Source organism: Vibrio sp. RC586 (genome assembly GCF_000176715.1).
GTDB lineage: Bacteria > Pseudomonadota > Gammaproteobacteria > Enterobacterales > Vibrionaceae > Vibrio.
Genome location: NZ_ADBD01000013.1, coordinates 913903 through 927055 on the forward strand (window position 1 = coordinate 913903; position 13153 = coordinate 927055).

Consider the following 13153-nt stretch of genomic DNA (forward strand, 5'->3'; position numbering starts at 1 on the left):
TTGTCTATTCTTCTTCGTTGTTATCAGTGCTGCTCGGCTCAGCTGAGCTTTCAATCTCAATCGCGGTCACACGCTGTAAACCACGAGGCAGCAAGCCACCACGGCGGCCACGCTCACCACGGAAGTTATCCAGATCGCTCACCTTCAAGCCTAGCTTACGTTTACCCGCATACAGGGTAATTGAAGCGCCTTGTGGCAACACCATCAGGTTAGACAACACTTCCTCACGGGTTTTGGCTTTCGCCGCAGGAATGTTGATGATCTTGTTGCCTTTACCTTTGCTCAGTTGCGGCAGATCCTTAATCGGGAACAGCAGCATACGGCCTTGGTTGGTAATCGCGAGAATCTCATCCTTATCCAGATCGGCAATCACTTGTGGGGTCATCACTTCCGAATTTTCCGGCAAGTTGATCAGCGCTTTACCGCTGCGGTTTTTCGACAGTAGATCATCGCCTTTACACACAAAGCCGTAGCCGGCATCTGAACCCACCAACCAGAGCTGATCTTCTTCGCCCATGACCACTTGGCGAATCGTGGTGCCTTCAGCCACATTCAAACGCCCGGTAATCGGTTCACCTTGACCACGCGCCGATGGTAGCGTGTGGGATTCGAGCGAGTAACTACGGCCATCGCTACCCAAGAACACCGCTTGCTGACTACTCTTACCACAGGCATGGGTCAGGTAGTTATCACCTGCTTTGTAGTTCAGGCTTTGGCAATCCACATCATGACCTTTGGCGTGACGGATCCAGCCTTTTTCAGACAGCACTACGGTGATCGCTTCACTTGGCATCAAGTCACGCTCGGTTAGCGCTTTAGCTTCTTCGCGTTCGACTAGTGGTGAGCGGCGATCATCGCCAAACTTGTCGGCATCCGCTTTGATCTCTTTTTTGAGCAGATTATTGAGGCGACGTTCCGAGCCGAGTAACTCTTCCAGCTTTTTACGCTCTTTTTCCAGCTCATCTTGCTCACCGCGGATCTTCATCTCTTCCAGTTTCGCCAAGTGGCGTAACTTGGTATCTAAGATCGCGTCAGCTTGAATATCGGTCAGATCGAAACGCGCCATCAGCACCGCTTTCGGATCGTCTTCGTTGCGGATGATCTCAATCACTTCATCAAGGTTGAGATATGCGATCAACAAACCTTGCAAAATGTGCAAACGAGCCAGCACTTTATCGAGGCGGTATTGCAAACGTGAGCGTACCGTTTCGCGGCGGAAGCTGATCCACTCGCTCAGAATTTGCACTAAACCTTTAACCTGAGGACGATTGTCGAGACCAATCATGTTCAGGTTAACGCGGAAACTTTTTTCCAGATCCGTTGAGGCGAACAAGTGGTTCATCAGCAGATCGCAATCGACTCGATTTGAACGCGGCACGATCACGATACGCGTTGGGTTTTCATGATCCGATTCATCGCGCAAGTCTTCCACCATCGGCAGCTTCTTGGCGCGCATTTGCGCGGCGATCTGCTCCAGCAGCTTCGCACCCGAGACCTGATGCGGCAGCGCGGTGATCACGATGTCCGAACCTTCTTTGCACCACACAGCACGCATTCTTACGCTGCCACGCCCCGAACGGTAGATCTTCTCTAGCTCAACCGTTGGGGTGATAATTTCTGCTTCGGTCGGGAAATCTGGGCCTTTGACGTATTGCATTAAATCGGTCAGCGGCGCGTTTGGATTATCAATGAGGTGAATAGTTGCCTCCGCCACTTCACGCACATTGTGCGGTGGAATGTCGGTCGCCATACCTACCGCGATACCGGTGACACCGTTGAGCAGAATGTGCGGTAAACGCGCAGGCAACATTTTCGGCTCTTGCATGGTGCCGTCAAAGTTTGGTTGCCAATCCACCGTGCCTTGGCCTAATTCGCTAAGCAAAATCTCGGCAAACTTTGACAGTTTGGCTTCGGTATAACGCATGGCCGCGAATGATTTCGGATCATCCGGCGCACCCCAGTTACCTTGACCATCCACCAACGGATAGCGATAGGAGAATGGCTGCGCCATCAACACCATGGCTTCATAACAGGCTGAATCGCCATGTGGATGATATTTACCAAGCACGTCACCCACGGTACGTGCCGATTTTTTGTATTTAGCCGATGCGGAAAGGCCCAGCTCGGACATCGCATAGATAATACGTCGTTGAACCGGTTTTAAACCATCGCCAATGTAAGGCAACGCACGGTCCATGATGACGTACATCGAATAGTTGAGATAAGCGTCTTCGGTAAACTTGCGCAGCGGCAGCTGTTCAACGCCATCAAAGCTGATTTCTGTAGACATTTGTTACACCTCTGCCATATCGCCGTTGCGTTGCAGCCAAGTACGGCGGTCATCCGCACGTTTCTTACCCAGCAGCATATCCATCATCTCGTCGGTCGCTTCGGCATCATCAATGGTCAGTTGCACCAAGCGGCGAGTGTTGGGATCCATCGTGGTTTCACGCAGTTGCAGCGGGTTCATTTCACCCAACCCTTTAAAGCGTTGCACGTTCACTTTGGCTTTTTTCTGGCTCAGGCGCTCTAACACGCCCTCTTTTTCCTGATCATCCAGTGCGTAGAACACTTCTTTACCACAGTCGATGCGGTAGAGTGGCGGCATGGCAACATAAACGTGACCCGCTTTCACTAGCGCGCGGAAATGACGGGTAAACAGCGCACACAATAGCGTGGCGATGTGCAGACCATCGGAGTCCGCATCCGCAAGAATACACACTTTGCCGTAGCGCAGTGCTTCGAGGTTGTCGTTGTCCGGATCAATCCCCAGAGCCACCGAGATGTCGTGCACTTCTTGTGAAGCCAGTACCTGATCGGCAGAAACTTCCCACGTGTTGAGGATTTTACCGCGCAGTGGCATTACCGCTTGGAATTCACGATCACGCGCTTGCTTTGCCGAGCCGCCCGCCGAATCCCCTTCCACCAAGAAGAGTTCAGTGCGGTTAAGGTCTTGCACTGTACAGTCAGTCAATTTACCTGGTAAGGCAGGACCTGAAGCGATCTTCTTACGCACCACTTTCTTGCTAGCTCGCATCCGGCTGTGCGCGTTGGCAATACAGACTTCGGCTAACTGCTCTGCCAGTTGCGGTTTTTCGTTAAGCCACAAACTGAACGCGTCTTTCACCACGCCAGACACAAACGCCGCCGATTGACGTGAAGAGAGGCGCTCTTTGGTTTGGCCTGCAAACTGCGGATCTTGCATCTTGATCGACAGTACATAAGCACAACGGTCAAACACATCTTCGCCTGTCAATTTCACACCGCGTGGCAGCAGATTGCGGAACTCACAAAACTCGCGCATCGCATCCAACAAGCCTTGGCGTAAGCCGTTGACATGGGTACCGCCTTGCGCGGTCGGGATCAGGTTAACGTAGCTTTCGGTGATCAACTCGCCACCTTCGGGTAACCAAATCACAGCCCACGTTGCTGCTTCGGTTTGCGCGGTAAATTCGCCAGTAAACGGCTCTTCCGGCAGTAAGGTATAACCTTTCACCCCTTCGGCCAGATAATCTTTTAGGCCATCTTCGTACAGCCAACGATGCTCGTTGTTGTTGACCTTATCGGTAAAGATGATTTCTAAGCCAGGGCAAAGCACGGCCTTGGCGCGCAAGTTATTCACTAGGCGCGATACGGAGAAATTCGGTGAGTCGAAGTATTTGGTGTCTGGCCAGAAATGGACGCTAGTACCGGTATTGCGGCGGCCACACGTGCCAGTAACGGCCAGTTCAGTCACTTTATCGCCATGTTCAAAGGCAATTTCATACACTTGACCATCACGGCGCACGGCGACTTCCACGCGTTTCGACAGAGCATTCACCACCGAAATACCTACCCCGTGCAAGCCACCGGAGAATTGGTAGTTTTTGTTGGAGAACTTACCACCGGCGTGCAGTTTGCACAGAATAAGCTCCACCCCAGAGACTTTTTCTTCTGGGTGAATATCGACAGGCATGCCTCGCCCATCATCAATTACTTCAAGTGATTGATCGGCATGGAGAATTACCTGAATTTTCGAGGCGTATCCGGCCAGCGCTTCATCGACAGAGTTGTCGATCACTTCTTGCCCAAGGTGGTTGGGACGCGTGGTGTCGGTATACATTCCCGGTCTGCGACGCACTGGTTCTAAGCCATTGAGAACCTCAATGGCGCCAGCATTATATTGTTCAGTCATAATACGGAATGCTTTATTTGCTCATGATTGGTAACTTTATCAGCGCTAAATGAAAACCTGTTTTTTTGTGCATAATTTGTGCGAATAATCGCATTATTTCAGGTGTTCACTTAAGCAAGTTAAGCCACAGAATTGGAGTGATACGAGCCATTTAATCTCGCCTCACACTTTTCAAACTGGTTGCTGCTTTTACGCCAAAGTATAAGGGGAACATAGTCTGGAAGCTGCCCCTTTATGTCAAGGATACAGCGCAAGGATCAGGTAAATTTATGAGGCTTTGCGCAGCAAAACACTGCGCAGGGCAGAAAACCGCCGAAGCCAGCCGAAACTTACAGCTCTAAGAATTGAATAATCTGTGCTGGATAACGCTCAAAATCCACAAAACTGTGGTCACCATCCTCTTCCACCGTCTGTTTAGCGGCTTGGTATTTATCGACTGCTTGTCGGTAATCCAGCACTTCATCGCCTTTTTGCTGCAGTAGCCAAAAATCGCTTGGCTGCTTCAGCACTGGTGTATCGAGCGATTTCAACTCATCAATATGACACGCTTCGAGCACGTAACGCTCTTGAGTGTAAGGGTTAACCTGTTCACCGAGGAAATTGGCTAGCAGTTCATATGGCTTCACTGCGGGATTAATCAGCACTGCACGCAAGCCAAATTGGGCATTTAGCCAAGTGGAGAGATAACCACCTAATGAACTACCGACCAACCCGATCCGATATTGCGCGCGATATTGCTCCACGACAGACAACAGATGCTGCGCCGCTTGCGCCGGAAAGCTCGGTAACTTAGGCACCACGACTTTGATATCGGGCCGATATTGCTGGCAATACTGCTGCATCACTTGCGCTTTGTGTGACAAAGGTGAGCTGTTAAAACCGTGGATGTAAAGCAGCAATGCAGGGCGGGCAGTCATATCAGTATCCGTTCGAGTTAAAATCAGGTAAGAATCGGCCTTGCTTGAGCCGTTTCACTTGGGTGCTCACTTGACCATCCGCGTGTAATGTTAATTCACGCCAACCGGGTGAGCAGTTATCTAACGCGAAATCTTGTGAATTGGGCTTAAACTGCACACAAGTAGAAGGTGTTGCCATCACTCGCGCTCCCAGGTGAAGGCGATCCATCTCCTGATGAACATGCCCGCACAAAATGGCTTTCACATTACAGTGCTGCGCAACGACATCCCAAAAACGCTCACTCTCTTTGAGTGAGTGTTGATCAAGCCAAGCACTCCCAACGAGAAGTGGGTGATGATGAAGCAACACTAATGTGTGACGTCCAGAGTATTCGGCGAGCTTACTGTCCAGTAGCTCAAGTTGTTGTTGGCTCAGTTTACCGTGGGGAACGCCCACAACTTGTGAGTCGAGTAAAACCATCTGCCAATGCTCACCCAATAACACATGCTCTGTCGCATGTATTTGGCTCGCGGGGAATACGCTATCCATACTCGGTTTGTAATCGTGGTTACCGGGCAGCCAGAAACACGCTTTGTGCAACGGCTGAATACCAGCGACAAAACGCTGATAGGACTCTGGCGTATGATCTTGCGAAATATCGCCCGTGGCGAGTACGGCATCAAACTCCACCATTTCTTCGCCAATAGCCGCAACTACAGCTGCAAAACTGTCAGACGTATTCACGCTCAGCAAACTGCCTTCTTCAGGCGCGAACAAATGGGTATCCGTGATCTGAATAAGTTTGATGGATGAACCCGCTGATTGAGACGACACTTTCAAAATCGGTAAACCTAACTCTGTTCTCTATTGTGATAATGGGATTGGACTACGGCTAATGCCATGTTTTAAACAAAAGGTCAGCCAATCACCTAAAAAGCGATTCAGTTGCGCTTTTTCATCCGGTTGCACCATGTTTTCATTCGGATAGTCATAACGCGGCTGCACTCGCCCTGATAACTCACTGGCACAAACTTCGGCCACGCGAGCATCGTGGTACAGCCTGACAGACATGGTAGGTAATGGAAATACTGACAAGTCATCACTTTGACAGATCTCCAACAAAGTTGTGTACTTTGTGACCTCTAGCACTTGCAACTGATAAGTCATTTGAGCAGCTTGATAACAACGCATATCACCGACCTCCGGCTGTGTGGGCAGCAGAGCATTCAGTTTGGCATAGTTGGTTTCATACACGCGCATCAACTCACGAAGATCGACGTGATACGGTTTTTTTACTGTCAATTGACTCATCACTTATGGCTGGGCTGCCACTGTTGCAGCAGTTGCTGATAATTTAACTCTAACCATTGCAGTGCAATAATTGATGCGCCATTTTCAATCTGGCCTTGTTTGACCAATTGGTAAGCGTCTGCCCGACTCATCACATGCACTTTAATGTCCTCTCCTTCACAGTCTAAACCATGAATGCCACCCGCTTGAGAGCAATCGACTTCACCGATGAAAACATCCAATTTTTCAGAACATCCTCCGGAAGAGGGGTAATAGGATGTAATTTTCTCTATTCTTCCAACTTTCAACCCGGCTTCTTCCACCGCTTCGCGGCGTACCACTTGCTCTGAGCTTTCTGCGGTATCAATCACCCCAGCCACAATTTCCAGTTGCCAAGGCTGTTCATGTTCTAATGCTCCCACGCGGATCTGCTCGATGATCACCACTTGGTCACGAATAGGATCGTACGGCAACATGGCAGCAGCATGACCACGTTCAAACATTTCTCGTTCTATAGGCTCACTCCAGCCTCCCGCAAAACGCTTATGCTTAAAGCGGTACTTCACCATACGGAAAAAGCCTTTAAACAGTGTCTCTTTATTAAGGATTTCGACATCTTTCTTATTAAAAGAGATTGTTTTGGGTTTCGAGTGTTGCATTCGCACCTCCTATTGACGAACTTAATAGTTTACTCGTGGAATTTGCCGACTACCAAGCTAAGGCTCAATTTTTTATACAAAATTTATCGTATTTTTTAAGTGGCTCATGATTTTTATTGCACAGATGGACAGCTAAGTGTAAAAAAGTGCAAAGTTTCGAGTGAATTAGCACCAATTTGAGTTAAACTCTTGAGGCATAAATCCTTTCACATCACGTCAGGAAATAGGACCGATGAAAAAACTGCTTCCATTATTTGTTAGTGCTGCGCTAGGCACACTAAGTTCTGCCGTTTGGGCAGAAAACCTGGCAGAGATTTATAACCAAGCGAAAGACAATGATCCCCAATTGCTCAGCGTAGCTGCTCAACGTGATGCTGCGTTTGAAGCGGTTACCTCAAGCCGCAGTACCCTTTTACCGCAGATTAATCTGACGGCTGGCTACAATGTAAACCGTAGTGATCAAGATCCACGCGAAAGTGATATCTTCTCTGCAGGCGTTAACTTTTCACAAGAACTCTACCAACGCTCAAGCTGGGTTAGCCTAGATACAGCGGAGAAAAAAGCTCGTCAAGCAGACTCACAATACGCAGCGACACAACAAGGCTTGATTTTGCGCGTATCGAAAGCGTATTTCGAAGTGCTACGTGCACAAGATAATTTAGAATTCGTGCGTGCAGAAAAAGCAGCAGTAGGCCGCCAATTAGAGCAAACAAAACAACGCTTTGAAGTTGGCTTGTCGGCGATTACTGACGTGCATGATGCACAGGCACAATATGATGGCGTATTAGCCGATGAAGTGTTGGCTGAAAACAGCCTCACCAATAGCTATGAAGTGCTGCGTGAAATCACTGGCCAAGAGTATTCGAAGCTATCGGTACTCGACACAAAACGCTTTGCTGCAAGCCGCACCAGTGAGTCAACCGATGCACTGATTGAGCAGGCGCAACAGAAAAACCTGTCTCTACTGACTGCGCGCATCAGCCAAGATGTAGCACGTGACAACATCTCTTTAGCCAGTTCAGGTCATCTGCCTTCACTAACTTTGGATGGCGGTTACAACTACGGCAATAACAGTAATGACAACGCTAAAGGGTCATCGAGTGAAGAATACAACGATCTCAATATTGGCGTGAATTTACGTGTTCCTCTCTACACCGGTGGCAACATTTCTTCACAAACCAAACAGGCTGAATTTGCGTATGTCGCAGCAAGCCAAGATTTGGAAGCCGCTTACCGCTCAGTAGTTAAAGATGTACGTGCGTACAACAACAACATTAACGCTTCAATTGGTGCACTGCGTGCCTACGAACAAGCGGTGATTTCAGCGAAATCAGCACTGGAGGCGACCGAAGCCGGTTTTGATGTAGGTACTCGTACCATTGTTGATGTTCTCGATGCGACACGTCGTCTGTACGATGCGAACAAGAACCTATCTAACGCTCGTTATGACTACATTCTCAGCGTGCTGCAACTGCGTCAAGCGGTTGGAACTCTTAGTGAGCAAGACATTATGGACGTTAACGCGGGCCTGAAAGTCGCGAAAAAATAATCCATAGATCCATAGATAGATGGATTCGTGAGAAAACTGTAATGAGATAAACAAAGGGGCCGATTGGCCCCTTTTGCTATTTATTCTTCAGCAAATCATAAACGGTGAATCATTCGTGACGCAGGATTAACCACGACCACCTTTAATCGCTTCGATGATTTCCGTGGTTGAACAGCCTTCTTCAAAGTTCAAAACTTTAACTTCACCACCCGCTGCAACCACTTCTTTACCACCGGCAATCTCTTCCGGTTTGTAATCACCACCTTTCACCAACAAGTTCGGTAAAACGGCCGCGATCAAACGCTGTGGTGTATCTTCGCTAAATGGCACTACCCAATCCACAGCACCAAGACCAGCTAACACCGCCATACGACGATCGGTGCTGTTTACCGGACGACCATGGCCTTTCAGGCGTTTCACTGATTCATCGGTGTTCACGGCAACGATTAAGCGATCACCCAATTCAGCCGCGTGATTCAGATAGGAAACATGGCCGGCATGCAGAATGTCAAAACAGCCGTTGGTCATCACGACCTTTTCGCCACGAGCTTGTGCTTTCTTCACCGCTTCAATCAGAGCATCTTCACTGATCACACCATAGTCGGTGTCTTTGCTGCCGTGTACCGCTTCTGCCAACTCAATGGTAGATACCGTTGATGTACCAAGTTTACCGACCACAACGCCTGCTGCCGCATTGGCAAGCGCACAAGCTTCATCTAACGGTTTACCCGCAGCAACAGAAGCCGCTAGAACGGAAATCACGGTATCACCCGCGCCCGTCACGTCATACACTTCTTTCGCTTGAGTAGGTAAATGGAAAGGCTCCATACCACGGCGCAGCAATGTCATACCGTGCTCACTACGAGTCACCAGTAATGCACCGAGATCGAATTTTTCAATCAGTGCAAAGCCTTTTTCCACCAACTCTTGCTCAGATTTGACTTTGCCGACCACAGCTTCAAATTCAGACATGTTAGGCGTAAGTAGTGAGGCTCCACGATAGCGCTCAAAGTCACTACCTTTAGGATCGATAAACACGGAAACACCCGCTGCATTGGCTTTTTGAATAAACTGCTGTACGTGCTCTAACGCACCTTTAGCATAGTCAGACAAGATCACCGCGCGCACTTTAGGCAATGCACTTTCCATACGCGATAGAATCAACTGCGCATCGGTGTTTTCGAATTTGTCTTCAAAATCCAGACGGATCAGCTGCTGACCGCGGCTCAATACACGCAGTTTGGTGATAGTTGGATAATTGGGCAGCGCCACAAAATCACAATGTACTTTCAGTGAAGTGAGCTTATCTGCAAGTACATTCGCAGGCTCATCTTGCCCTGTGAGGCCAATGATGTGCGCATGACCACCCAAAGAAGCGATATTCATCGCCACGTTAGCCGCACCACCCGGACGCTCTTCACTCTGCTCTACTTTCACTACAGGTACAGGGGCTTCTGGTGAGATGCGGCCAGTTGGGCCGTACCAGTAACGGTCAAGCATCACGTCGCCGACAATTAATACACCCGCTTTGCTGTAGTCAGGTAGGACTGGTTTCATTATCAATCTCCAATAATCCGATTGAGGCGGAGTTTATCACAGCCGCCTATACGGCAGAAGTGCTCAACCAAGCCACTGCTGCCAAGCTTGTATCACTTGTTCACGTTCAACCACAAATTGTGAATCACGCACATCCGCCGATTGGTTGAGCAAATTGCGGTGATGAATCTGGTCGCGCATACTGGTGTAGGCATGGGTCAAAGCCAGTGCTTGCGATTCTTCCATCACTTGATGATTCATTAAGGACTCAAAAATGCGCACGTTATCCGACCAACGGGTCAGCTTAGGTTGTTGATGACTAAAGCGTAGGACCAGATATTGCGCTAAAAATTCAATATCGGTAATCCCGCCTTCATCTTGCTTAAGCATAAAGCGCCCAGCTTTTTTGCCACCGAGGTGATCGCGCATTTTGATCCGCATCTCAACCACGTCTTGTTTGAGTTTTTGTTCTTCACGCGACAAACAAAGAATCTCATGCCGTGTGGTGACAAACGCTTGTTGCAATGGTGCATCACCATAAATCATCCGTGCGCGAACCAACGCTTGGTGCTCCCAAGTCCACGCCTCGTTACGCTGATACTCATCAAAGGCTTGGGTCGGGCTCACTAGTAATCCAGAAGCCCCAGAAGGGCGCAATCTGGTATCCACTTCATACAAAATGCCGGATGCAGTACGAGTGGAGAAAATATGGATAATCCGCTGCGCCAAACGCAGATAGAACTGGCGGCCATCAATGCTTTTCTCACCATCCGTGTTCACCTCAACCGGACAGTCGTGCATAAATACGATGTCCAAGTCCGAGTTATAGCCCAGCTCCCAACCTCCGACTTTACCATAACCGACCACTGCAAAACCTCGTCCATCGCGATGTTTAAGATGGGTCGGCTCACCGTATTTACTGCTCACTTGCAGCCATGCTTGGCTCACAACCGCCTCAACAATCGCTTCTGCAAGATAGGTTAAGTGATCGCTCACTTTCATTACCGGTAGTACGCCTGCAATATCTGCTGCGGCAATGCGCAGGATCGAAATCTGCTTAAACTGGCGCAGCGCTTCCATCTGCTGCTCCATATCTTCTTCTGGAATACGCGCCAGAAAATCCCGCAATTCCGTTTGGTAGGATTCAAGTGGGATAGGGTTATACAGATGCTGTGGATCTATCAGTTCATCAAGCAAGATCGGATAACGCGCCAGTTGCTCGGAAATCATCGGGCTAGCAGTACACAAGCGCACCAGTTGCACCAAGGCGGCAGGATGTTCATCAAGCAGTTCAAGGTAAGTCGTGCGTGTGGCGATACTGTGCAGCAGCGCTAAAACGCGGGAAACCCCAAATTCCGCTTCAGGATGAGCGAAAACCGCTTGATACACTTTGGGCATCAGTCGATTGAGAACCTCACGCCCACGCGGCCCAATGGTGCGCTTGGCGAGATCATCTTTAAATTGAATAATGGTTCGAATTTGCTCCTCAGCATTCGGTAATCCGAGATCTTGCTGAATGATGTTTTCAATCACCTCCGGTTTATGCGCCATATCCCATAGCTCATGGAAATGACGAGCAACCGCCTGCTCTTCTTCCTCATCTTCCTCGCCAATTAAAGTTGCAAACACGCTATGCACACGTTGCATTTGTTCGCTCACTTCATGCTGCAAACTCGACCAATCAGCAAATCTCATCGCGACCGCAAGGCGCAATTGATCGTCTTCTTTGTCGGGCAGAGTTTGTGTTTGCTTATCCGCCATGGCTTGCAATAGATTCTCCAAACGGCGTAAAAAGCGATAGGCATCACGCAGATTTTGGACTTGTTCACCCGTTAGCAATTCTAACTCGGCAATCGCATCGAGCGTTTCCAGTAAGCCGCGTTTACGAAGGCTTGGTTCGCGGCCACCACGAATCAACTGGAACACTTGCGCAATGAATTCCACTTCACGAATACCGCCCGCTCCGAGCTTGATGTTGTTGCTCAAACCACGGCGACGTACTTCACTGCTGATCATGGATTTCATCCGGCGCAGGGATTGGATCGCACTAAAGTCGATATAACGGCGGAACACAAACGGACGCAACATCTGACGCAGTTCTTGATATTGCGGGTACATTTCACGCCCCATCACCCGCGCTTTGATCATGGCGTAGCGCTCCCAGTCACGCCCCTGCTCTTGGTAGTAATCCTCTAATGCGGCATAACTCATCGCCAGTGGGCCACTGTCGCCAAACGGACGCAAACGCATATCCACTCGATAACAAAAACCATCCGGCGTGGATTGATCGAGCAGTTTGATCAAGCGCTGACCTAATCGTGTGAAAAATTGCGCATTAGCAATGGAACGGCGCGCACCTTGCGTCTCACCATTTTCTGGATAGGTGAAAATCAGATCGATGTCAGAAGAGAAGTTGAGCTCGCCACCACCGAGTTTACCCATGCCGATGATCAACATCGGCTGAGCTTCCCCTTGCGCATTGCATGGTGTACCCATCTCCAGACAACAGCGCTGATATAGCCATTGATAGCTCTCGAAAATCAGTGCCTCCGCCAACTGGGAAAGATGAGTAAGGCTCTCTTCTAGTGTCCAGCTCGCACAAAAATCACGCCACGCGATATAGACCATTTCTTGGTTGCGAAATTGGCGCAAACGCTTCTGCGCTGAGGCCTCGTCCGAACTCTCCGCCAACCACTGAGCTAACTCTGTGCGATAATTCTGCTCGCGGCTTGATTGGGCTAATAACGATGGTAGCCCCTGACACAGTTGGTCATCACGTTGCAGAGTTTGTGCCACAAACTGGCTTAAACCAATGACATAGTGCAGATCACTGAGCAGATGAGAAGGCCAACTAGCGACATGCGGATGTTCAGAAATCAGTGATTGATAATGCAATTCGGCGGTAGGCAAAAGCGCGCTGGGCAGTGACATGATGCTTCCTTGTCTTTGAATGTTGACTAGTTATATCGCAAACTTAGGCTTAAAAAAAACGCCTACAGAACCCTAGTAGGCGTTTTATTTTGAGTTTTATTGAACTGGGTTACACAA

Annotated in this window: 9 protein-coding genes; 1 reads left to right on the forward strand and 8 read right to left on the reverse strand. The window is 49.2% G+C overall.

Annotated features, from left to right (window positions below; all coding sequences use genetic code 11):
- Positions 1-4 precede the first annotated feature (4 nt).
- From parC to nudF, 6 genes are all read right to left on the reverse strand, one after another.
- Positions 5-2290, reverse strand: coding sequence for a DNA topoisomerase IV subunit A (gene parC, locus VOA_RS01475; RefSeq protein WP_000102522.1), 2286 nt, complete (start codon positions 2288-2290; stop codon positions 5-7).
- A gap of 3 nt (positions 2291-2293) precedes the next feature.
- The gene (gene parE / locus VOA_RS01470; RefSeq protein WP_000139791.1) at positions 2294-4174 is read right to left on the reverse strand and encodes a DNA topoisomerase IV subunit B; all 1881 of its coding nucleotides are present in this window, start codon (positions 4172-4174) and stop codon (positions 2294-2296) included.
- A 329-nt stretch (positions 4175-4503) separates the two neighbouring features.
- Positions 4504-5091: an esterase YqiA gene (gene yqiA / locus VOA_RS01465; RefSeq protein ID WP_000127001.1), complete on the reverse strand. Its 588-nt coding sequence runs from the start codon at positions 5089-5091 to the stop codon at positions 4504-4506.
- 1 nt (position 5092) lies between these two features.
- Positions 5093-5905, reverse strand: coding sequence for a 3',5'-cyclic-AMP phosphodiesterase (cpdA, locus tag VOA_RS01460; RefSeq protein WP_269667658.1), 813 nt, complete (start codon positions 5903-5905; stop codon positions 5093-5095).
- 30 nt (positions 5906-5935) lie between these two features.
- A complete protein-coding gene (locus tag VOA_RS01455) occupies positions 5936-6382 on the reverse strand; it encodes a DUF1249 family protein (protein WP_000080929.1) in 447 nt (148 codons plus the stop codon).
- Positions 6382-7020, reverse strand: a complete 639-nt coding sequence (gene nudF, locus VOA_RS01450) for an ADP-ribose diphosphatase (RefSeq protein ID WP_001164796.1) — start codon at positions 7018-7020, stop codon at positions 6382-6384. Before nudF ends, VOA_RS01455 begins: the two co-directional genes overlap by 1 nt.
- Before the next feature lie 232 nt (positions 7021-7252).
- On the opposite strand from nudF, the gene tolC reads away from it, so the two are divergent.
- On the forward strand, positions 7253-8569 hold the full coding sequence (tolC, locus tag VOA_RS01445) for an outer membrane channel protein TolC (RefSeq protein WP_000735323.1): 1317 nt from the start codon (positions 7253-7255) through the stop codon (positions 8567-8569).
- A 126-nt stretch (positions 8570-8695) separates the two neighbouring features.
- Here the strand turns inward: tolC and hldE are convergent, their stop codons facing one another.
- Together hldE and glnE are read right to left on the reverse strand one after the other, a co-directional pair.
- Positions 8696-10126, reverse strand: a complete 1431-nt coding sequence (gene hldE / locus VOA_RS01440; RefSeq protein ID WP_000805765.1) for a bifunctional D-glycero-beta-D-manno-heptose-7-phosphate kinase/D-glycero-beta-D-manno-heptose 1-phosphate adenylyltransferase HldE — start codon at positions 10124-10126, stop codon at positions 8696-8698.
- Positions 10127-10189: 63 nt separating this feature from the next.
- Complete coding sequence (glnE, locus tag VOA_RS01435; RefSeq protein ID WP_000056844.1) at positions 10190-13036, reverse strand: bifunctional [glutamate--ammonia ligase]-adenylyl-L-tyrosine phosphorylase/[glutamate--ammonia-ligase] adenylyltransferase; 2847 nt, start codon at positions 13034-13036, stop codon at positions 10190-10192.
- Between the last annotated feature and the right edge of the window lie 117 nt (positions 13037-13153).